The organism is Streptomyces sp. NBC_01013 (assembly GCF_045162765.1).
In the GTDB taxonomy this organism is placed as follows: domain Bacteria; phylum Actinomycetota; class Actinomycetes; order Streptomycetales; family Streptomycetaceae; genus Streptomyces.
The window spans coordinates 8,134,344-8,156,680 of the sequence record NZ_CP108687.1 but is presented as its reverse complement, the minus strand read 5'-3'; the positions used below and the strand labels follow the sequence as shown (position 1 = coordinate 8,156,680).

16 protein-coding genes and 1 pseudogene are annotated in these 22,337 nt (G+C 65.2%); 6 read left to right on the top strand and 11 right to left on the bottom strand.

Annotated features, from left to right (window positions below; all coding sequences use genetic code 11):
- Positions 1-85: 85 nt before the first annotated feature.
- Both OG538_RS35375 and OG538_RS35370 read right to left on the bottom strand, forming a co-directional pair.
- A pseudogene (locus OG538_RS35375) lies at positions 86-260 on the bottom strand (IS5/IS1182 family transposase); the annotation flags it as partial.
- 79 nt (positions 261-339) lie between these two features.
- Positions 340-1,089, bottom strand: a complete 750-nt coding sequence (locus tag OG538_RS35370; RefSeq protein ID WP_406099721.1) for a transposase family protein — start codon at positions 1,087-1,089, stop codon at positions 340-342.
- A gap of 23 nt (positions 1,090-1,112) precedes the next feature.
- Between OG538_RS35370 and OG538_RS35365 the strand changes: the two genes are divergently transcribed.
- Positions 1,113-1,454, top strand: a complete 342-nt coding sequence (locus OG538_RS35365) for a DUF5959 family protein (protein ID WP_406099719.1) — start codon at positions 1,113-1,115, stop codon at positions 1,452-1,454.
- A gap of 126 nt (positions 1,455-1,580) precedes the next feature.
- On the opposite strand, the gene OG538_RS35360 is transcribed toward OG538_RS35365, so the two are convergent.
- The 5 genes from OG538_RS35360 to OG538_RS35340 all read right to left on the bottom strand — a co-directional run bounded on the left by OG538_RS35360 (position 1,581) and on the right by OG538_RS35340 (position 13,415).
- Positions 1,581-1,913: a hypothetical protein gene (locus OG538_RS35360; RefSeq protein WP_406099718.1), complete on the bottom strand. Its 333-nt coding sequence runs from the start codon at positions 1,911-1,913 to the stop codon at positions 1,581-1,583.
- A 124-nt stretch (positions 1,914-2,037) separates the two neighbouring features.
- Positions 2,038-8,634: an RHS repeat-associated core domain-containing protein gene (locus tag OG538_RS35355; protein WP_406099717.1), complete on the bottom strand. Its 6,597-nt coding sequence runs from the start codon at positions 8,632-8,634 to the stop codon at positions 2,038-2,040.
- Positions 8,635-8,809: 175 nt separating this feature from the next.
- Positions 8,810-9,367 carry a LamG-like jellyroll fold domain-containing protein gene (locus OG538_RS35350; protein ID WP_406099716.1) on the bottom strand — a complete coding sequence of 186 codons (558 nt, stop codon included), beginning with the start codon at positions 9,365-9,367 and terminating at the stop codon, positions 8,810-8,812.
- Positions 9,368-9,397: 30 nt separating this feature from the next.
- Complete coding sequence (locus OG538_RS35345) at positions 9,398-10,153, bottom strand: transposase family protein (RefSeq protein WP_406099715.1); 756 nt, start codon at positions 10,151-10,153, stop codon at positions 9,398-9,400.
- Between the two features lie 97 nt (positions 10,154-10,250).
- Positions 10,251-13,415: a LamG domain-containing protein gene (locus OG538_RS35340; protein WP_406099714.1), complete on the bottom strand. Its 3,165-nt coding sequence runs from the start codon at positions 13,413-13,415 to the stop codon at positions 10,251-10,253.
- Positions 13,416-14,011: 596 nt separating this feature from the next.
- Between OG538_RS35340 and OG538_RS35335 the strand changes: the two genes are divergently transcribed.
- Positions 14,012-14,413, top strand: coding sequence for a helix-turn-helix domain-containing protein (locus OG538_RS35335; protein ID WP_406099713.1), 402 nt, complete (start codon positions 14,012-14,014; stop codon positions 14,411-14,413).
- Positions 14,414-14,572: 159 nt separating this feature from the next.
- Here OG538_RS35335 and OG538_RS35330 read toward each other — a convergent pair whose 3' ends face one another.
- Together OG538_RS35330 and OG538_RS35325 are read right to left on the bottom strand one after the other, a co-directional pair.
- Positions 14,573-14,833, bottom strand: coding sequence for a hypothetical protein (locus OG538_RS35330; protein ID WP_406099712.1), 261 nt, complete (start codon positions 14,831-14,833; stop codon positions 14,573-14,575).
- Positions 14,826-15,737, bottom strand: coding sequence for a LysR family transcriptional regulator (locus OG538_RS35325; protein WP_406099711.1), 912 nt, complete (start codon positions 15,735-15,737; stop codon positions 14,826-14,828). The genes OG538_RS35330 and OG538_RS35325 overlap by 8 nt, the downstream gene beginning before the upstream one ends.
- 286 nt (positions 15,738-16,023) lie before the next feature.
- Between OG538_RS35325 and OG538_RS35320 the strand changes: the two genes are divergently transcribed.
- Together OG538_RS35320 and OG538_RS35315 are read left to right on the top strand one after the other, a co-directional pair.
- Entirely contained in the window at positions 16,024-16,656 is a 633-nt protein-coding gene (locus tag OG538_RS35320) for an NADPH-dependent F420 reductase (RefSeq protein ID WP_406099710.1), read from the top strand.
- Between the two features lie 52 nt (positions 16,657-16,708).
- Positions 16,709-17,644: an SDR family oxidoreductase gene (locus OG538_RS35315; RefSeq protein WP_406099709.1), complete on the top strand. Its 936-nt coding sequence runs from the start codon at positions 16,709-16,711 to the stop codon at positions 17,642-17,644.
- Between the two features lie 557 nt (positions 17,645-18,201).
- On the opposite strand, the gene OG538_RS35310 is transcribed toward OG538_RS35315, so the two are convergent.
- Both OG538_RS35310 and OG538_RS35305 read right to left on the bottom strand, forming a co-directional pair.
- Positions 18,202-19,572 carry a DEAD/DEAH box helicase gene (locus tag OG538_RS35310; RefSeq protein ID WP_406099708.1) on the bottom strand — a complete coding sequence of 457 codons (1,371 nt, stop codon included), beginning with the start codon at positions 19,570-19,572 and terminating at the stop codon, positions 18,202-18,204.
- A 325-nt stretch (positions 19,573-19,897) separates the two neighbouring features.
- Positions 19,898-20,977: a protein kinase family protein gene (locus OG538_RS35305; protein WP_406099707.1), complete on the bottom strand. Its 1,080-nt coding sequence runs from the start codon at positions 20,975-20,977 to the stop codon at positions 19,898-19,900.
- 502 nt (positions 20,978-21,479) lie between these two features.
- Here OG538_RS35305 and OG538_RS35300 point away from each other — a divergent pair.
- The gene (locus OG538_RS35300) at positions 21,480-21,818 is read left to right on the top strand and encodes a maleylpyruvate isomerase N-terminal domain-containing protein (RefSeq protein WP_406099706.1); all 339 of its coding nucleotides are present in this window, start codon (positions 21,480-21,482) and stop codon (positions 21,816-21,818) included.
- Positions 21,722-22,078: a hypothetical protein gene (locus OG538_RS35295; protein ID WP_406100457.1), complete on the top strand. Its 357-nt coding sequence runs from the start codon at positions 21,722-21,724 to the stop codon at positions 22,076-22,078. Before OG538_RS35300 ends, OG538_RS35295 begins: the two co-directional genes overlap by 97 nt.
- The last annotated feature ends 259 nt before the right edge of the window (positions 22,079-22,337 follow it).

The window sequence follows — 22,337 nt, the reverse complement described above, 5'->3', positions numbered from 1 at the left end:
ATCTTGGTCGTGACACCTCCTACCAGGAGCTTCACCGCGATGCAGAGCCGCCCAACTGACGGACACCACCGTCAGGTTGGAAACAGCTCAGTGGCAGTCCGTTCCGGTCCGTGACCAGATGAATTTTCGATCCCAACTTGCCACGGTCGGTCGGATTCGGTCCCGTCAGAAGCCCCCTTTTGACGCCCGGACACTGACCGAGTCGATCGCGCACCGCGACCAGTCCAACCCACCCCGGGCCCGAGCTCGTCCAGGACTGCCAGGTCTGCAAAAATGTCTGTCGGCGTCCTATGAGGCCCACGAGATTCCCGGTCTGCACGTCCCGAACATTGAGCGTTTTCAGCGTTGCCTCTCCAGGGTGAGGACGGCTCTGGCGATGACGCTCATGCGGTTGGGGCTGATGCGGGATCTGCGGAAGATCTGCCAGGACTTCAGTCGCGCCATGCCACGTTCGACGGGTGCACGGGCTGCGGACAGGGCTCGGTTCGCAGTCTGCTCAGTGGGTGTGAGTTCACCGCCTGGCGGGCGGCGCTTGGCGGTGGTGACCCAGTCGCCGGCACCGATGTAGGCCATGTCGGCGAGGATCGGGATGCCCTGTCGCGCGCAGATCCGGAGGATCCTGTGGGTTCGGGCCGCTGTCAGGTCGTGGGTTCGGCCCGGGAGTGCCGGCGACAGCCAGAGGATCTCCCCTCTGGGGTCTGTGACGACCTGCACGTTCACCCCGTGCCGCTTGTGTTTCGACGAGTAGTCGGCCCTGCCGTCGCCGACGCGGTCGCACTCTGCGAGTGTGCAGTCCAGGAGAACGAAGTCCGGGTCGTGCGCGCGCAGCGTCTTCAGCAGGCCCGGTGCCTGCTCGGCGAGCAGGCCGGTGACCGCGGTGACGTAGGCATGGGCGGTGCCGACGGATATCCGGAAGGCCACGGCGATACGAGCGAGGGTGTCGTGCCGGCGCAGGTACACCAGCGCGATCAGCGCACGCCGGTGCGGCGGGAGTTTGCACCGGCGGTCACCTTCACGGGTGACGATGAGCATCGTGACCCACTCGACCAAGGCGTGAGGCAGGTCGAGTACGGCAGGATACGGTACCAACAGGGCTCCTGCGTTGCTGAGTTGTGACGTCGAACACCTCCCTCAACGGCACGGGAGCCCTGTCCGTTGTGCACTCCGATCCCACCCCGCCCCGTCACTCGATCAGTGGCCACGCTGGAAACGCTCAGTTTCTCGATGCCCTTGAGGCGGCTGAGGGAACCGAGTGGCCGCCCGGCGGCCGTAGTGCGTGGCTCTCTGTGGTTCCCGAGGATCCGCTGGAGGTCACTGTGCACGATTCGCCGTCGACGCAAATCGCAGTGCAGATTCCCGTGGACGTGTCGGCCGGGTGGCTGGAGGACAACCGGCTGCGGCTTGGTCACGTACGCAAGGCGATCGCGAAGAGATGCTCTGCCGCAATGAGATAATCTTGGGGTGTCTGGTGTGATCACGGCGTCGGAGTCGTCCTGCACCACAGAAGACCACCCCGTGAACATGTGGGTCCTGCCCCCGCGACTCTGGCAAGACCTCTTGGTCCAGCAAACGACTTGGGGTCAGCGACTTTCCGACCTTCTCAAGATAAATTGCTCGCCGTCCCTCACCCAGGCCCAGAGGATTTTTTCACCCTTTAGAGAAGCCGCTAGAAGCGAGGCGCTCCCGCCCGATGTGAATGACAGGTCTACCATCCAGCCATCCCCGTAGTCACCGAAGACCCACTCGCCTTTCCCTTTGATAACCTCCTTCGATATCACTTCCACCCCCGCACCGCCGGTGTAAGAGGTATTCAATGAGCTTGCCTCAAACTTTCCATCACTCCCCAAGACGAGGACGGCTCCTGCCTTGCCGCGCCAAGTACCGATAAGTTCCGACCTCTTGACGCTCCCCACATCCTCAAGAGTGGGCGAAGGGCTACATGCAGAAACCAGCACGGTAAAAGCTAGAACGATGACACCCCAGGTAGAAATGCGCCAAACGCCGCACAATCTAGACACGCGCAGTACTCCTTCACTTTCAATAGAGAAGCGTCTCTCGCCACGTAACTTTCTGGGAAACCGGCGTCATGAAACTACCGACTCCGTCACCAAGGTACCCTTCCACCATCATGGCTGCGAGCCCCTCATACCCTGTGATCAAATGGGCTGCTGAAGGAATATCTGAGATTTCGTCGATCATGAATTTAACTTGTATCCCTCTTTTCGAGGAAGCCAGTACCCGACCGGTTATCTTAAAAGATCCGAGTAGGACTTTCACGGAATTTGGATCTTGAAGGTTCCCCAACATGCTGCCAGCATCACGTGTCACTTGTGCAGCCTTCTGGGCGGTCGAAAACTTGCCGATGGAGTAGGTAGAAAGCCTCGCCAAATCGCGATTGCCGTGCCTCTTCCACTTCTCCATTGCTGCGTGCCGCGCTCTACCCGCCTCTGGCGTTCTCGCCATCAGGCCAGCTATGTCACTTCCATCCCCGTAGACCATCGCCTGGGGAGCCGTCCCGGTGGCCCAATACATCAATGCCTGCCCTACGGTCACACCTTTCGAAATGGTACTAGCTGTTGAACTAGTGCAGGCCAGGAGAATTGGATCCGACATGCACATTGCTGCTTTTAGTCGGTACTCTTCGGCGATCTGGTAATTCGAGTTTACCCACAGGTGCCCATTCCCGTTTGTCCATTGGTCGATCCACAGGTCACCATTCCCCAAGGGAGGTACGATTTCTGTTGATACTCCTTGGTTTCCCCCGGAATATCCGCCTCCGCCGGCTGTACCGCGGCTTCCACCCGGAGCGGCCCCGGGGACTGCTCCGCCCTGTCCTGTGGGGTTACAGCTTGCGGAGTGATTACCTCCGTAGCAGTTGTCGCTTCCAGCATTGGGATCGGGATTACAGGTACCTATTTGGCCACAGTCGCCACCTCCGTCACGCATTAGTCCTGTGGAATCGCTCGCCGTGACCGGGGTGTTGCTTGCATAGCTATACCCGTTGAGCGACTGATGCTGGTTCACAGAAAGGATCGGATCGACGCTGATGAACTGGCCGATGCCTGGGTCGTATTCGCGGGCGCCGATGTGGGTTAGCCCCGTGGTGGTGTCGGCCGGTTTGCCGAGAAAACCCTTGTCGTCGGGCCACGTGGTGGCGGGTCCGCCTCGGGTTGAGCCAAAGGGCGTGGTGTATCGCTTGGTGACGGCCCAAGTGGCGGGTTCGAGTGCAATGCTGGCTGTTCCGTGCGTGTCCGAGCAGAGGAACTTGAGTTTGGTTCCGGAGACCCCGCTGGTGGCGGTGCGCAGGGCGATGGTCTGGCCGGCGGCCGTGTAGTAGCGGGTGCCGGACAGGGTCTTCGTTGTGCCCTTGGTGGTGAGGTGGACTTCGGTGCCACCGAGGTAGAGCACAGTCTCGCCGTCGCCTGTCGCGCGCCGGATCAGCAGCTCGCCGGAAGCGTCGTAAAGGTAGTTCGTTGCCAGCTTTGGCTTACTGCCCGTGGCGGGCTCGCTGCTGGAAACGAGTTTGCCCTCGGAGTTCCAGACCAAGGTCTGCTGGGCCTGGGTACCGGGCCTGCTGGTTGTGTTGCCCGCTTCGTCGTATACGTAGGTGCTGGTCTTGGTGCCCGTCGTCTTCGACAGTGGGTGGGGCTGGCCGGTGGTGGTTCCGTACGTGTACGCCGTTGTCGTGTCACCCGAAGCGGCGTGTTGCTTCTCGCTCGCGCGCTGGCCGGATTCCTTGTACGTGTAGCTGGTCCAGTAAGGAGCCGCACCATCAAGGTTGGTGGTGGTGCGCCCGGTCGTGGCGCAGTTCGCGGTCTTGGGGGTCCAGGCTTCTGTCAGGCGGCGGTTACCGTCGTACTCGAAGCACTGGTAGTCGGCCTTGGTGGTGCCGCCCTGGGTGCTGGCATCGAAGATGGAGGTGACATTGCCGGCGTCGTCCTGGCTGTACTTGAGCTCCTGGGGCATGTAGCCGTGGATGTCGTCGGTGACGTAGGAGCGGCTGAGTCGGCGGGTGCCGTCCTCGTAGTCGTAGTTGAGGAAGGCCTTCTTCGCGGAACTCGTGGGATCGGTGCCCAGCGTGAGTTGGCGCAGGTCTCCCTGGGGGGAGTAGGTCGCTGCCTGAAGGTATCCGGTGGCGCCCGTGGCGGTGGTCTGCTGGCCGAGGGCGTTGTAGGTGCTGGATACGGTCTCGCGAGGGAGGCCTGCGATGGCGGGCTGCTCTGTATCCTTGACGGTTCCGTCGACGTTGTAGTTGGTGGTGAATGACAGCGTCTTGGGGACGCCGACGCCTGCTGTGATCAGTGGCTCAGTATCGGGCAGCGTCAGGTCGCTGGCGATGACGCGGTAGAGGTTGTCGTATTTTGTGACCTTGGTTGTGTACGCTCCGCCGGCCAGGCCGCCTTCGTATCGGGTGGCCGTGTCTTGCTGGCCCTTGGCCAAGCTGTCGAAGCCCCAGGCGGCAAGCTGAGTGGCGTCGGTCTTGGTCCCGTCCCACAGACCGGTTTGACGGCCGAGGTTGTCGTACTCGGAGATGAGAGTCTTGCCGCGGGAGTCGGTGGTGCTCGTGACCTGGTCGAGCGCGTTGTAGTGGGTGTGCGAGGTGCCCTTGTCGGGGTCGGTGGCGCTGTCCTGTCGCCCGAAGAGGTCGTAGGTGTACGACCACTTGGTCTTGTCCGGCCCGGTGACGACCTTCTGCTGGCCGGCCGGGGTGTATTCATACCCCGTGGTGGTGTATTCGGTGCCGGTCGCCTGTGGTCCTGCGTACTCCCGGCGTTCCGTTGTCTGGCCGAGTGCGTTGGTGATGACCATCGTGGCCTGGCCCCCTGCTGGGGCGCTGTCGGACACGGTGTCACCGGTGTAGTCGGTCTTGGTCCTGAACCGTTCAACACCCCGGACCTTGGTCACCGAGACGGTGGCACGCCCGGCACCGTCGTAGGTGGTGTCGTTTTCCATGGGGGCCTGGCCGCCCTCGGTTCCCACCAGTTGCCCGGACGGGCTTATCTTGTCTGCCCAGATATCCGCCAGGCTGGCGACGGAGAGGCCACGCTCGTCATACAGCGTTTCGGCTATGACGGTTCCGCCCACAGGCGAGGGGGACTGTGTCTGCCGGGGTCGCAGCAGGGAGTCATAGATCTCGTAGGTGGTGTTATAACCGGACGCGTCGCCCTTGAGCGAGCCGGTCGACACCCACGGTGTGTCAGTGGCCGTGATGCTGTAGTTGTAGACGTAGTTCGGAGTGGCGTTAAGAATCTTGAGACGGTTGGGCAGCCACACCTTGGTGACACGGCCCAGGGAGTCGTACTCGGACTCGGTGTTCTTGCCGTTGGGGTCCGTGACCTTGGTGACAGCGCCGGTCGCGAAGTCCACCGCCGTGGTCGTGGTGTAGCCCTTGATGTTGCTGCTCGTGCTGGACGTCAGGGGGCCGATCTTGCCGGACGGGACGTAAGACGCGGTGGTGACGAGGGCGTCGTTGGTGTCCTTGACGGTGAGTGGCCGGCCGAGGATGTCGTAGGTCGTGGTGACGAGTTTTTGGAATACTGGCGCGTCATCGAGGCCGTAGGACTTGGCACGGCCGGTCCACTGGACCTCGCCCTTGGTGGGCTTCTGTGTCGCGCTCCAGGTGGTGGTGTCGTACGCGGTGGCGATGTCGGAGACGACGTCACCGGATTTGGTGGAGTCCGCGGGCAGGTCCAGAGTGGCATCCGTGGTGGAGCAGGGCTTGGTGACCGTGCGGGTGCGGGCTGCCAGGGAGTTGATGCCCACGGTGTCGTTACGGGCGTACCAGGTGCGGGTGCACTTCTCGTCACCCGGGATAGCGTCGTCGCCCTTGTCCTCGACGGTTTGGGGCATGCCGTAGTCGTCGAAGGAGGTGACGGCGGAGCGGACCCGGTCCTTGGGCGTGCCGCTGCTGGTGGTGTTGGTGCGGGTGTGGGTGGCGGCGGTGCGCACGTAGTACGCCTCGGTGTCGGCGTACGACTTGTGCTGGGTGGCCGTCTTCTTCGACCACGGGTCGTTGACAGTGCCGCCGACCTCGTTGGCGCCGTTGTACGTGACTGTTTCGCGGGTGAATCCGGCGTACGGTTCGGAGTCGGTGATCTCCGCGGCCTTGATACCCGTGACCTGGGCAGTCTTGCGCTTGTCCGGATCGACGGCTTTCCCGTCGTCCTGAAGGACCCGGTCACCGTTCATGCCGCGCATATAGACGGTGACGGTCTTCGACTGGGTCTTGCCCGCCACGCCGGTGAGGTGGGTGACTCGGCCGAAGCCGCGCCAGATGGACCAGGTGCGTTCCTTCTCCTTGGTCATCGGGTCGTCGTTGTAGTGCCAGGCACCACCGCCGGTGTACGTGTACGTGTTCTGCACGGCCTCGGAGCCGCCGTGGGAGTCGGTGGTGAGCACCGAGGAGACCGGGTACTTCTGGAACCAGTCCAGGATCGGGGTCTTCTCCCCGTTCGGTGACCAGAACACCGGGTAGCAGCGTCCGGTGTTCTCATCCGGGCGAGGCATGGTCTGTCCGGCGACGCACCCGGCTTCCATGTAGGTGACGACGGTCTTCGCACCTGCTTCGGACGTGACCTTGGTCAGTCGCGGCTTCTCCAGGGACAGGATGTCGTCGCTGGTGGAGTCGACGCGGTTGGGGTGCGACTCCGAGGTGAAGGTGACCGGGTCCAGACTCAGGTCAGTGCCGCGCTTACCGGTGTGCTTGATCGCGTCCAGCCACAGCGACTGGTCCGTCGAGTCCCCCGTGTCGCCAGGGTCGATGTAGTGCTGCTGCAGCGCCCAGCTGTCCACAGGGGAGAAGCCAGGGGTGGCCGCGGCGGCATCCCAGGCGTAGGTGGTCACACCAGTCATCCGTTTGCGGGTGAAGAAGGTGGGACTGACGTTGCCGGTGCACTTGCCGCCGTCCTTGCACACGGCGTCGAACGGAACGTCCGGCCAGTTGTCCCGGGTGTCCTCGGTCAGGGCATCGCAGCCGGTAACGGCTGCGTCGCAACGCTCGGCGTAGGTGAAGACGACCTTGTTCGAGGCGGGCTGAGTGGCGAAGAGGCCGTCGGCTCGTTGTCCGTAGCGGATTTCCTTCAGGTAGCCGCCGCGGGTGTAGGGGGTGCCGGTGTTGTCGTCGCCGAGTTGATCGTAGTTGTTGGTCTCGGCTGTGTACCAGTACGACATGGCGCTCTTGTGGGTGTCCTCGACGTAATCGAGGTTCCACCGCCAGGCCTGTTCCTTGGCCCGGCCGGAGAAGCTGGTCCCGTCCGCATAGCCGGGTTCACCGGAGTCGTCGCCGAAGACCGGCACCGTCCACACCGAGCCGGTGCGGTCACTGGCACCTGCGCCATCCAATTTGTTGAGACCAAAGACGTACCTGGTGCCGTCTCCAGTGGTGACAGTCCAGTACTCGCCGTTGTCGTCACCATTGTCGGCGCCGGTTGAGTGGGCAACCGTGGAGGCATCGTCGTTCTTCAGCCGCCACACGCCGGTCACGTCGTCCTTGACCAGCTCGCTCGACCTGCCATTGAGGACGAGAGAGGCGTTGTCGTACTTCCAGCACAGGTCGAACTTGTCGGGCTGATCGTCGTCGTCACAGACGCCGTACTTGCGCTCGACATACGACGAGGTGATGTCGAAGCCGGTGCCAATCGTGGTGCCTTGGTTATTGGTGTTCGCGGTCTGGCCGTCGACCGCTCCGGAGTCGTAGGAGATCGACAGGTTCGGCGCCGGACCTGCTGCTGCGGGCGGAGTGCGCAGTGGGTACGACCAGGTGAAGGTGCCTGCGGAGCCTCCTGCCTCCCAGGTGGAGGCGGCCGCCAGGGAGGTCGCCTTGTAGTCGCCCTCACCGGACTTGGTGCCCGCTGCCAGGGCGACCATCATCGTGCGCCCTTCGACTTGGGCAGCCTGCTCGGAGGCGGCTGCAGTGCCGAAGGTCAGCTGGGCGTCGATGCGATTGTGCCTACGGACATTGGTGAACTCAAGGGGTGTTCGGGTACGGCACGCGGCCTTCGAGGGTTCACTCAGCGCGCAGTCGGGCAGACGCGAGGCCTGCAGGCGGCCTGCCCAGTCCCCTCCGTACGCGGAGACGAACCCCGCGTAGTCAATCCCGAGCTGGGCGTTCCCACCGGTGGCAGGGCCCGTTACGGACAGAACGATGCCTTTGACTCCGAGTTTGGCTGTCTGCTTCTGGTCGAGGACCTTGACCTTGACCGAGCCAGCTGTCTTGGGCTGCTTCTCTCCCTTGGCCCGTTGCGGGCGGTCCAAGGTCAGTGGGAGCGACCCCGGCGATGCTTTGGCCGACCCTGTTGTGGGCAGGGTCAGCTGGGCCTGGCCAGCTGTAGGCCAGGAGACAGTCTGGGCGCGATCCTTCTTGGCTCTTGCGGTCGCGGATCGGGCTTCGGCAGCCGACTCCGCCACCACTGCTGCAATTCTCTTGTTCACCTTCGCGGTGAACGGTGACACCTTGTCGGGGTGCAGCGTGACCTGCGGTTTGCCCAGCGGATCAACATGGTCGGCGAACGCCACCGGCGTGAGCAGTCCGGGTATGAGGGTGAAGCCGGCAAGCGTCGCGATCCGTCGTGTCCAGGCTGCTGCTCTGCCTGGACGGACTCTGCGCGTACGCCTAGCTGATCCGATCCCGTTCATCTGATTTCCGCTCCCCGCATGAGCGGCCCGGAAGGCGCCCTGCGTTCTTGCCCCGCGGCCTGTGCCGACGGGGACGATTGGTGGGTAACGCAAAGACTGTGAGGGCCGTCGCGACAGCACGGCCAGGCATCGGCCGGGTGACAGTGCAGCTGCGCTGCCACCCGGCCGGCGCCGGTTAACCTGCGCCTGATGCGGCCTGTACTTCGGCGCTGACCTGGTCGGACGTCATCGCTCCGGTCCAGATCTTCAGGCTCTGCAGACTTCCGGGCAGGTAGTTGCCCGTGGCGCCCCCCTTGGCGCCACGGCCAATTGCCAGTTCATCGCTGCCGGGCTGTGCAGCGGTGAAGGCTGAATTGGGGCCCGAAGGCTGGTGGGAGGTACCGACGTACAGGTGCAGTTGTCCGTAGGTCGCGTCAGCCGATCCCGAGCTCTCCTGGGCGTCGTAGACCCCGGTCACCTCGACCCATGTGTCGGTCTCTGCAAGTTCCTCAGCCATAACCTCGGCGCTCTCGACCTGTCCGTCGGAGTCGAAACCGGTCCGGGTGAACTTCCACTGGTACATGCCATTCGCAAATTTGGTGACCCACAGCGCCCAGGCGGATTCATTATCCGTGCGTTGGCCAGCGATCTGCCCGGTGTAGCCCAACGGCTTCTCTTCCAGTGCCTTCGAATCCAACTCCACCGACGCCGAGACTGTGAAGGAACCACTTTCGTCAACCACTGGGCCCTTCACAGACGCGTAGGCAGTGAGCCTTTTCCAACCTCACGCTGACGCGTGATGGAGGACAAGTACGGCCTGGACGATCGCGGTGATGCGGTTGGTGCTGCAGCGGAGTTTCCGTAGGAGGCGCCAGCCCTTGAGGGTGGCCATGGCCTGCTCGCCGAGGCAGCGGATCTTGGCGTGGGTGCTGTTGTGTCGGCGCTTCCATCGCTTGAGGCGACGGCCTCGGAACGGGACGCGTACGGGGTGGCCGGCTCCCTGGTACGCCTTGTCCGCCCAGCACTTCAGCTCGGCCGCGGCGAGCGCGTCGATGATTCCATGGGTCCGTGCGGCGGTCAGGTCGTGGACGGACCCGGGCAGGGCGGGTGACGCCCACAGCAGTCGCCCGAAGGGATCGGTGAGGACCTGGACGTTCATGCCGTGGCGCTTGTGTTTCCCAGAGTAGTACGGGGCGTCGGCGGCGATCCGGTCGATCGGCAGGAGGGTGCCGTCCAGGATCACGAACGCCTTGGTCCGGATGGTCTTCATCGCCTCGGTCAGGGTGGGGGCGAGGGCGGCCAGGACGTCGATGACCTCGCGTATGTAGCGGTAGACCGTCGCGATGCCGATGCGGAACCCGGCGGCGAGCTGGGTATAGGTATCGCCGCACCGCAGGTGGGCCAAGGCGAGCAGGGCCTGTCGGCCTGCGGGCAGACGCCGCCAGCGCGTCCCGATCTCCCGCCGCCGGGCATGCAGACGATCGCTCAGATAGCGCAGGGTGCGGCTGGACAGATCAATCGACGACGGGTAGACAAGCACGCGAAGCTCCTGGTGGGGCACGGTGGATCTTGGTCGTGACACCTCCTACCAGGAGCTTCACCGCGATGCAGAGCCGCCCAACTGACGGACACCACCGTCAGGTTGGAAACAGCTCAGTGGTCCCGTTGAGTACCACAGCGCTGTGCTCGTCATTGCGAGCCGCGCCGCCGGCCAACTTCAGGGAACCCGGAGCGTAAAGCGTGGCAGGGCTCTCCGGAATCTCTGTCTCCGTCGCTGCTGCGGCATCCCAATGGGCCACCAACTCGTTGGTGGGGATGCTGTCCACGGCGGCTTTAGATTCCTCCATGATCTCGTCGCCGGTGAGTGGGCGTTGCCAGACGGCAATTTCGTCCAGAAGTCCGAAGAAGTACCCGCCATACCCGCCGCTCTCCATCGAACGGCCCATCTGCAGACCAGCGTTCGCGGTCCACGGTTCGTACGTAGCGGCGCTAGCCGAAAGCGTGACAGGTTCCCCTTGCGGTCGTCCGTTCACGAAGAGCTGGATCGTGTCATTGCTCTTGTTCGCGTCACCTTGGGAGTCGAACACTCCGGACAAGTGTGTCCAGACATTCAGTGGCGGATTGCTCCCATCGGCAACGGATCGAATGAACGCGGGATCCGCCTGGTCCCTGTCCATGCGATTGAAGATCCACTTCTTGAAACTGGCGGAGTAATAGAGGGCGAACGCGCTGCCGTTCACCCCGGACTCGGACAGAACGACCCGATTCTCAGACGGGTTCGACAACTGCACCCATGCCGAGACGGTGAACGAGTCCTTGGTGTTCACCGCAGCAGAGGCAGTGGCCGCATGACCGACCTGATCTGCCGGATTCGTCGCGGCGTCGTTGAGGCGCAACGAATAGTCCGGATCACCGCGGCGACCGCGACCCGACCAGGTGGCGCCGGCAGACCCGACGAGCGTTGCATCGTGCCGCGCGCCTGCCTCGGTGGCCACATCCTTGGCCACCACGACACCCGATCCGGTTAGGCCGTCGTCGAGGTGCCAGCGACCGACGGGGCCAGCTGGCGTCGACACCTTGAAGGTGAACTCTGCCGGCGTGCCCCAACGTGTCCGGCCGGAAGAGTCGAGTTTGAGGTCACTGGCTTCCACGGACAGCACCTGCGTGCCGGCCAGGGATGGGGTGACGTCATTGACCGTCACGGTGGACCCGCTGACCTGCTTGGTCTTCTGGGCCGAGGTGGTCAGCAGGCGCCACCGAAATGCCTTGACGTCGCTGTCCGCCGAGTTGTGCGTGAAGGTGAAGCTGCCTGGCGTGCCGGGACCGCCGCTGGGGTTGCACAGGTTCACCGTGCACTCGGTGTACGGGGTGCCCGCAGTGATGGTGGGTGCCTTCGGTGCCGTGGAGTCGATCTTGAAGTAGCACCAGGAGGAGTAGGGGGAGAACAGGTCACCGGAGGCGCCGTCGTACGACCAATGGGACTGCGTGCGCGCCTTGAGTCGGTACAAGCCTCCGTCCGCGCGGCTGGAGGTGCGCAGGTTCTGCAGCGTTTCGTCCGGGACCCAGCCGCTGGCCGGCCGGTAGTCGGACCAGACTTCGTGCCAGGCTGCGTCGTCGCCACGCTCGACGACGTACTCAGCTTGCAGAGATCCCTCGTTCTCCCCCAGGTGCGCTTCAACCTTGGTCTGAACACGTGCCTGGACCATCGGGTCAATCCGGGTCACCATCAGGGGATCCGTCGAAGTCTTCCGCCAGTACGCGACATTGCCGTTGCCCGGGATGACACCAACACTGGTCGGTACACCCGGCCGGTGCGCATAGTTGACCTTGAGCTCAGCGTTTTCGTCGAAGCGCTTCCAGGCTCTGGGATCGGTCTCGTCCTTTGCCTTGAGCATGAACGTCAGACGGCTGATCTTGCCGTCGGCGAACGAGCGGACAGTGGACTTCAGGTTCTCGTCCGCCTCGGCGGGATTGTCGTTGAACTCAACCCAGCTGTCGGGCTGCGGTGTGGGGCTGCATCTGTCTCCCCGCCCGTATGACACATTCCTGTCGCCCATCAGGTCCAGCACGTTCGGGCCCGGCCAACGGGTGCCTTCGGTCATGTTGTCGGTCCGCACCAGATCCACCCAGTGCGGATCACAGTTGAACGACCATGTTTCAAATGCGCGGAACGTCGCATCCAGAATGTATTTGCCTGCGAGCCCAGTCGGCGCAAGTTCGTACAGCATCCGGTTCTTGTATCCGTTACCGCAGTAGTACCCGTCCGCGGTCCCGCACATCCCGACGCCGTACTCCCCCTTGAAGTCCCACCACCGGTCACCGTCCGAGGAAATCACCGACCGCTCGGACAGCCCGACGGACGGGTCTATGCGCACGGGATACACCGTCTCCGCACCTCGCAGCAGGTCCAGATCCGGAGTCACCGAAACAGACTTACCCTCGACGCTGACCGGAAGGACCGCGGTGGTGTCGTTCACCCCAGGCTGGGTGGTGTTGCCCTCACCTGCCGGATCCTGGGGATCATCCATCGCCGTTGCACGGGCCGACCGGGGCGCTGCCGCTTGACCGCCTGCCGAGTCCCACATCTGGCCGGCCGGGCCCTGGAAAACGGTGTTCCCGTTCCCGTCGACCGCGCGCAGCCCTCCGCCGGCACCAGGCACCACCTGCAGGCCCTCACCGGATGCAGACAGGGTCACCTGCTCCAGTTCCGTGCTGGCGGCAGCTGCTGCCGACTTGACGACCAGCACCTCGTGATAGCCCTCGGCTGTCGCGGTCAGTTCCAGGTCGACTCCCGCCATGACATCCGCATACGTGGCGGTCGCGCCGTCGATGGTCGGTTCGGGCAACGCGGTGGGCCAGCCCAATGACACCGAACCCTGCTTGCTGCCCAGCCGGATCATGTCCTTGCCGCTGCCCCCGCCGGAAAAGGCCAGATCCACCACGGCCGCCTGTGGCCCCACCGAACCGTCGGGACGGCGCACCAGCGTCGTGTCCACGCTGCGCCACGAACCGTCGTCGGCACGCACGCGCTGCGGGACCGTCGACTGCGTCAGCGTGAACGACCCATCGGGATTCGCCGCGGTCGTGGCGTACTCGGTGCGCGCTGCGGTGATCTCGACCGACTCCCCGGTCTCGGCGGCCTGGGCCAGCGCGGTCTGCTCCGCAACCGAGTCGGTCGCAAGGGTGGTCGCCTCAGCCACGGCGCCGGGGCTGGTCGCATAGGCGGGAGCAGCCCCGGCCATGAGCGCGAGGCCCAACAGCGGGCCCAGAACCCGCGCAGATCTCCGCCTGCCAACAGACATACCCCACCCCAACCCCGTTGCGGGACCCCCCCGGGTCCATCACACCTATGACCTTCCAGTGAAGGTCGCTGGCGGACTATAGGCACGCGAGACATCGCACGTCAATGAAATGTGTGGTCCGTGAAAGAACCCGCAGGAACCTGCCCCCACCACAACTTCTGGCATATGCCGCCGAAAGAGGCATCCAGTCAGTTCACAAAAGGCGGCCAACGACTCAATTTGAAAAGTGACGGAAGCTCGAACACTCTCCTGAAAGAGCTGGTTATGGCCGAGAGCACCTGAGCCACACACGGTATGCCGTATGGCATGGCGTGTGCCTGAATGAGTTCTTTGCCTGACATGAACAACGATGGCCGTCTTGAGCTAACTGAACGACCAGAAACCTCGTCGGCGCCGAAACAACGAAAATGGACGCCACCACCTGGGCGACCGCACGCTGATCGCGGCGCTGATGACCGCGTCCCGGCTCGACACGTACGACTGGTCGATGGAGAACCACGGCATAGAAGCGGGCCTGGAGGCACTACTGAACTTGATCGGGTGATGACGGGCTGTTCGCCGGACAGTGTGAAGGTGACCCCGGTAGTCCTCGTTCGGTGAGATATTCGCAGGGCGGCGGCTTGACCGACGTCGCGAGAGACGCGAGGGAGCGGGTCCGGCGCCATGCCGTGACGTGCTTCAAGGCTGGCGGGAAGAACCGGGAGATCGCTGCCATGCTGCGGGTCTCGGAACGATCGGTGGAACGTTGGCGACGCCAGTGGCGCGAGGGCGGCCACGCCGGAGTAGCTTCCACGGGGTGTCCTGGTCGACCCCGGCTAGGCGGTTTCGTTTGGGTCAAGGTAGGAGTGAGTACTGTACGAACCCACTGCCGCTGCTGGACCTCAGCCGAACGACGAGCCTGGTCCCCCGCCACTCGGCAGGCATCCCGGATTGCTCATAAACACGGGCGAACTCCGCCTCGTCGACCGCATGTATCTCAAGCCCTTCGTAGCGTGTGACGAGCTGCATGGCGTCGACCGCCTCGAAGTGCAGGTCAAGTTGGTCGGTGTGCTCTCCACTGGGCAGAGAACGGAGAAGCAGACGCGCGTGCCCCACTCCGTAGCGCCAAACGCGAAAGGTTCGCCCCGTCCGGTACAGGAGGGTGGACTGAACATCGTTCATGCTGGGCCGCCGCCCACGATCGAGTAGGAAAAGCACTTCTCGGAATCGAGCGACAATTCCTTCAACGACTTCAACGAGATCAACGAGATCAACGAGATCAACGAGATCATGATTCCCATCGATTCGAGGGCGATTGCGCGGCGTCCGTTCGAGCTGTGCGCCAACAGCGCCGCCGCCATCGATTCAAATTCCTTCACCATTGCTGTGTCGCACGCCCATCGTTGCTGCCACGGATACCGGTCGACCTGCTCAACCATGTTTTGAAGCGGGACTGCTTCCGAGCTTCCACATTTCGTAGTTCCCACATTCTGCTGTGATCTCGGCCGTCGCCTGAGCCGCAGCGAAGAAGGCGTCGACGACCGGCGAGGTACGCGATGCCGCAACTGCGAGGCACACCTGATCGGGCGCCAGATCCGGGATGGGGACATAGCTGATGTTCGGATGCGAGTAGAACACGGTCGCCGAACGGGCCAGGAACGAGATACCCCGGCCGGCCGCGACATGCTCAAGCGTCTCCTCCACCCCGCGCACCCGGTATCCGGCGTTGGGGTGCGGGCGCCTGGTGGGCTGTGTGCTGGTGTCGACATGCCAGACCAGCGGCTCGCCGGCCAGGTCGGCCTCAGTGACCTGCTCCTGACCGGCCAACCGGTGGCCCACGGGCAGCACCGCCACCCGCGGCTCCGCATACAGCGGAGCGACGCGCAGGCCGGCCTCGTCGATGGGCAGCCGCACATAACCGACGTCGATGCGGCCGTCCAGCAGCATCGCGGCCTGGTCGTCCCACTCGATTCGCCGCACGTCCACGATCACGTCCGGGTGCTGGGTAGCGAACAGCTGTACCGCCGGAGCGACCGCAACGCCTGCCCGGAAACCGACCATTAGCCGCTGGCTGCCGCGCGCGGCCACAGCCACTCGGCGGCGGACGGCGTGCGCGGAGGCCAGCAGTGGGCCGGCGTCGGTCAGCAACTGCCTGCCGGCGTCTGTCAGCGCCACGCCATGACTGTCTCTTGTCAGCAGCGGGGTGCCGAGATCCTTTTCCAGCGCGCGGATCTGCCGACTGAGCACCGGTTGCGCGATGTGCAGCTCATCGGCGGCGCGGCCGAAGTGCAGCTGGCCGGCGAGGGCGACGAAGTAGCGCAACTTGCGCAGGTCCAGATCCATGACGCCTCCCCGGCCGGCGATGCCTTCAGGGTATCACCAGGGTTGAAAGAGGTCTTGGACACCCGACGCAGGCCAATGCCATTCTTCATATGTGCCCAACGGGCGGGCCGGAGGGAATTCGACATAAGAGTTCGACATCGGGACTCGACAGCAGCTTCAAGGCCCGGAACTGGCATTTCGATAATTGAGCGCCGCCCATCTCGCCATTCGACAGCGTCGAGGACGCAGGCGTTAACCACGACGGGGTTGACATGGCGTCATATCACGATCCAGAAAGCAGGACTTCATGAGCAGCATCAGCATTATCGGCCTGGGGAACATGGCCGGCGCCCTGGCCGGCCGGGCGCTCGCCGGCGGCAACGCCGTCGAGATCATCGGCCGCGACCCGGCGAAAGCAAAGGAGTTGGCAGCCGCGCTCGGCGGCGCCACTGTCGGGACGGTCAACGCCGCCCCGGCCGGCGACATCGTTGTCCTCGCAGTGCCGTACGCCAGCGCGGCGGCGGTGGTCAGCGAATACGGGGACGCACTCCGCGGCAAGGTCATCATCGACATCACCAACCCCGTCTCCCCCGATTTCAAGGGCTTCGTCACCCCCGACGGCAGTTCCGGTGCTCAGGAGATCGCCGCCGCCGCACCCGCCGGCGCGCATCTCGTCAAGGCGTTCAACACCCTGTTCTCCCATGTCCTGGCAGCCGGCCCAGCCGAGGGTCACCCGATGGACGTGTTCATCGCCGGCGACGACACACGGGCAAAGGCACACGTGTCGGCCTTCATCGAGAGCCTGGGGCTGCGCCCGATGGACACGGGGAAACTGGCTATGGCGCGGGCACTGGAGAGCGTCGCCCTGCTGCAACTCGGCCTCGTCTCCCACTCCGTCAAGCACACCAACTTCTTCCTGGGCGTCAGCATTCTGAGCTGAGCGCACCCGCACCACCACTGCTCGCGCCACCTCACTCACAAGGACCAGCAACATGCGCGTCTTCGTCACTGGCGGGACCGGCCATTCCGGTTCGTACATCGTCCCCGAGCTCCTCGCCGCCGGGCACGAGGTCACCGGCCTGGCGCGGTCGGACAGGGCCGCTGCGACGCTGTCCGCGCTCGGCGCGAAGGTGCGCCGCGGCGACCTTCAGGATCTCAACGGGCTCAAGGAGGCGGCTGCGGACTCCGACGGCGTCATCCACGTCGCAAACAGACAGGATCTGCTTCCGTCCGGCGGGATGGACGCCGTCGCCGCCGCCGAGCTCCCCGTCATGCTCGCGTACGGCGAAGCACTCGCGGGAACCGGAAAGCCGCTGGTCACGGCGGGGAGTACGGGATCGCCCGGGAACCTCGGCCGACCGGTCACCGAGGAGGACCCGGCCCTTCCCGGCGGTGATGAGCACAAGGGCACCCTGTGGGTGCGTAACGCCGTGGAAGCCGCCGTAGTCGGCCTCGCCGAGCAGGGAGTGCGGTCTTCGGTCGTACGGATTCCTCCCATCATGCACAGCGCGACCGATCGGGCCGGCTTCCTCCCCACGCTGATCGCGCTCGCAAAGGAGAAGGGCTTCGCCGGCTACCCCGGAGACGGGGCGAACCTGTGGGGCGCCGTCCACGTGCACGATGTCGCCTCCCTGTTCCGGCTGGCGCTGGAGAAGGGCCCGGCCGGCAGATATTGGCACGCGGTTGAGGACAGGGGCATTCCGGTCCGCGACATCGCCGAGGCCATTGGCAGCCGTCTGGGCCTGCCCGCCGTGAGCGTTCCCCTGGACGTACTGACGGTGCCGGGATACTTCGGGTTCCTCGCGAACGTGGTCACGTTGGACCTCCCCGCCTCCAACCTCATCACGCGCCGGACTCTCGGCTGGGAACCCGCTCAGCCCAGTCTGCTCGCCGATTTGGACAACGGTCATTACTTCTCCACCAGTTGACAGGTGGGAGTTGTTCACGACCCGGCCGAGCCGAAGCGATCCGATTTCACCGCCCGCACGCGGGAAAGGGTGCAGCGCCCTGCTGTGCTGCGAGTGGGGGCGGTCGTGATGCGCGCGCTGATGGCTTTGCGGCGCTGCGCTGAAGGCTGAGGGATGTGCGACGGGGCGGGGGCGTACACCGTTCCTGTCTGCCGACAGGCGAGCGGTGCGGTGCAGAGCGCATCTGCCTCAGGGGCGGAGCTGCCGCCGGGTCGAGGCAACCGCGACCTGGCGGCGCCCAGATTTCCGGGATCACCAAGTCCGCGCTCCGCGACCGTTGCTGACGGATTCCGCCCTGCGGTCTACCCGCCAACAGTGCGGCGCCGTACACGTTGATGCCGGGGAGATTCTTCGCGGCACCCGGACCACCCGTTCACCGGGTGCGCGGAGGACGGTCATCCATGACCGGAGCAGCCGCGAGGTGGTAGAACCGGCTACCTGCAGCCAGGCCCTCCCGCGAGCAGTGCATGTCCCGTCTGCCACTGTCCCTTGAGCGCACCCGGGCAAGTCCGGCTTGGTCAGCGTCCCTTGCGCACCCGGGCCGCCGCTCGTGCTTCCGCTGTCTTACGGGCGTCGGCCGTCTTGCGGGACTCCTTGGGGCGGCCCGGACGAGTGCCCATGCCACGGAAAGGTGCGTTGCCGCTGCCCTTCCCTTCAATCGGCGGGCGCTTCGCCCCGGTGATGGCCGTCAGCTTCTCCTCGCCTGAGCGCACCTGGGTGATGGTCGGCCGGATCCGGGCCTTGGTCATCATCTGGTTCACGTCCTGTCGCTGGCTCGGGGTGACCAGGGTGACCACGTTCCCGGATTCCCCGGCGCGTGCCGTACGCCCACCACGGTGCAGGTAATCCTTCGCGTCGGCCGGCGGGTCGACGTTGACGACGAGGTCGAGCGCCTCGATGTGAATGCCTCGTGCCGCGACATTGGTGGCCACGAGCACGGTGATCTCACCGTCCTTGAACTGCGCGAGCGTATGTGTGCGCTGGGGCTGCGACTTCCCGCTGTGCAGGGCCGCAGCCCGTACGCCGCTGGCCCGCAGGTGTCGGGTGAACTGGTCGACGCCGGCCTTGGTGTCCAGGAACATGAGGACCCGGCCGTCCCGCGCGGCGATCTCGGTCGCGGTCGCGTACTTGTCGGCTGGGTGGACGTTCAGCACATGGTGTTCCATCGTGGTGACCGAGCCGGCCACCCGGTCGAGCGAAGCCACTGCCGGCTCATGCAGGTAGTTCTGCACCAACTGGTCGACGTTGCGGTCAAGCGTGGCGGAGAACAGCAGTCGCTGTCCGTCGGGACGGACCTGGTCGAGGATCTCGGAGACCTGTGGCAGGAACCCCAGGTCGCACATCTGATCCGCCTCGTCGAGCACGGTGATCCGTACCTGCTGCAGATCACAGGACCGGCGCGATACGAGGTCGGTGAGCCGCCCCGGCGTCGCGACGACCACTTCGGCGCCGGTCCGCAGCAGCGCCGCCTGCCGGTTGATCGCCAGCCCGCCCACCACCGTCGCCAGCCTCAGGTTCAGCGCCTGTGCGTACGGTGCGAGCGCTTCGCTCACCTGCTGTGCGAGCTCCCGGGTCGGCACCAGGACCAGTGCGAGCGGCCGCTTCGACTCCGCTCGCATCCCCGCCGTCCGCGCCAGCAGCGCAAGCCCGAAGGCGAGCGTCTTACCGGAGCCCGTCCGCGCGCGGCCGAGCACGTCACGGCCGGCCAGTGCGTTGGGCAGGGTCGCCGCCTGGATCGGGAAGGGCTCCGTCACGCCGAGCCCGGTCATCGCCACCGTCAGCTCCGACGGCAGCCCGAGTGCGTCAAAGGACTCGACCGGCGACAGGTCGCTGGCAGTCGTCGGCGCCGACGCGGGTTCGTCCTTCGGAGCCGGCAGTTTCGCGTTCATGGGGAACCTTCCTCGGTCTGACCGCCGGAACGCGCCGGGGCCCGTACCCCTCGGTACGGGCCCCAACGGTTTCGAAAGCGTGCCCCCGAGTTTACCAGCGGGCGCCCCGGCACGTTCCCGGCCCGTTCGCACCCTCGCTGCCGTCATTGGCCTCGCTCCAGGGCAAACGGTGCCCAGACCTGCCGGGGGACCTCGGGGCCGGCCCTCTCTGCGCCGCAAGCCGCCGCCTCGGTGCCGACTCACTGAGCTCAGCGGCGGCAGCGATCAGATCCGGTCCCACACAGCGGGCCCGACACGTCCCGACGACGAACTTCTGCAGCAGACCTCAGCGGCGCGCGGTGATCGCGGGACCCCAGGCCCGCCCGATCTCGGCAGCCGGAAATGGTGTCCGCTTGCTCTCGGTGAGCAGACGACGGGCGAATTCGCTCATGACGGAGGCGGCTCGAACATGCCGGTCGATGATCGAGGCAATCTCGTGCGGGACCCCATCGGGCTGGTGACCGGCAATCCACTCACCCAGGAACACCTCGTGTTCCAGACCATTGCGCAGTCCGTCGGGCAGGTGGTGGCGGAGCAAGTGGTTCATGGTGTGGCAACGGTCATAGTCAAGATGGTCGGAGAGGAACTCCGCCTCAGCCGCTGCCAGTTCGAAGCCAGAGCTCAGGGCGAGTCCGAAATCTGCGAAGTACAGCAGTCGCCCATCGGTCAGAACATTGGCGAAGTGGGCGTCAAAGTGGACGAGCCCCTGCGCGCGCATGAAGGCTGTCCCTCGTTCCAGGGCATCCTCCACCCACAGGTACGGCGCCCCCTCCCCGCCCTCCGGTGCGGCGATCCGGTAGTCGTGCAGCCAGGCGCCGAGTGTCTGCGGGACGTGTTCCAAGAACAGGACCAGGCTCGACGAGGACCGGCCGATGGCCTCCAGTCGCTCGCGCACGGCAGATGAGCTCTCCCAGTGGGCAACCGCCCCGTCGATGCCCCCGAACTCGTCAGCGAACCCTTCGGGAGGGGAGTCGGGCAGGACCCGCCAGTGGTACATCAGCGGAAAGCCCTCGTAGTCGCGCCCCAGGACCCAGTTGGTGGTCATCACGTGCACCGCCAGCTCACGCCAGGCCCCGAACCCGGCTGAGCCCACGCCGTACTGGTAGAACATCGGCAGGTCGAAGAGGTTCGCTGTCGACCTCGCGTTCTCCGGCCGCAACTCGACATCTGTCAGAGGGACCCGCTTGACGAACACTCGCGTCCCGTCGATGTCCACCTCTGCCGACCTGCCGCCGATTCCTGACCCGAGCGGGCCGGCGGTGCCCACGACCTCGGCGAGCCGCCGGTCGCTCAGGAGGGCCAGGCGCGTGGCCGCGGCCCCATAAGTGGCAAGCCGCGCTGCATACCGAGGACCCGGTTGTTGCATCGACAGCTCCTCGGTGCCCCGGAACCAGGGCGTCGGTGATCTCGCGAACGCGATCGACCTTAGCCGCCGAGGCGGTTCCGACAGGTCCTGGTGCCCGCCCTGAGCGACAACCTCCGTCGTCGCCTCAGCCCCGGGTGCCATGCTCAGGATGCAAGGCAGGCTCTTCCATCGATCAGCCCGGGTGGGCCGTCGAGCTATCGGTGTGTGGTGGACGTCCCGCTTCCGCGGTCCCGGGCTCGGCGAAGACCTGCCAGTGGGATGGCCACCGGTCTCCGTCCCGACCAGGAAAGCCCTTGAGCTCGAATGTCCGTCCAAACGGCTCGGCCCGCAGAGCTGCGCGCCCGCGTCCGGCGAGCGCGCCCCGTGAATCCGCACCATGGGCTGTCCACGGTGACGAGCAGGTGGACGAGTAGGCATTCGACGAGACGCGCAGGTATGCGGCACCAACGCGGCGTCCGATTTCCGCCAGCATGCCGCCCCCCGCACCCTGCACGCTGAAAACATGCCATACCGCTTCGCAGACATCGTCGACCTCTATCTACGTGCTGCGTCCGAATTCGGCCGCAGGCTGCGCTCGGTAAGGCCCGAACAGTGGACAGCGCCCACCCCCTGCGCGGAATGGGACGTCCGGCACCTCGTCAATCACGCGACCCGGGGAAATCTCAATTACGTTCTTCTGCTCAACGGCGGACCGGCCGCCGATTCCTACGGCTCCGGGACGAGGACGCCCTGGGCAGCGATCCAGTGCGCGCGTACACCCGCTCGGTGCGGGAGTGCGCCACGGCGTTCAGAAAGCCGGGTGCTCTCCAGTGGACCCTGGACTACCCCCTCGGCCCCATAGCCGGAGGACAGGCTCTCGCGGTCCGGACCACCGACACGGTCATTCACACCTGGGATCTGGCCCGGGCCCTCGGCGTTCCCGAAGAGCTCGATCCGGGACTCGTCGCCTGGATCGAGGACAACCTCGCTGAAATCTATGCCGGGTTGGCGGAGTCGCCCGTCTCCCCTGACACGACCCATCGGTTCTTCGCCGCCCCAGGGGCCCCGCCTCCGGCCCACGAGGTCCGGCAGAGCCGCTTGCTGCGGCTGATGGGCCGCTGAAAGGAAGAAGACAGCGAGCTCTGCCAGCGCTGCCCACGGGCACGTAGCGCGAGAATCTCCACCACGTCACCCAGTTCGTCACACAGGAGAGGTCCGTCGCCCTCTGGTGACACAGACCGTAGCTGCCACATCAAGATCACGATCTGCAGCCGGGGTGCCGGGCTGAAGCCTGAGGCCCCGTGGAGCACACCCTTGCCCGCAACACCCCGGCGCTTCCACACTCACGCCGGTTCCAGCGGCCGGGCCTCCCGGCTCGGCG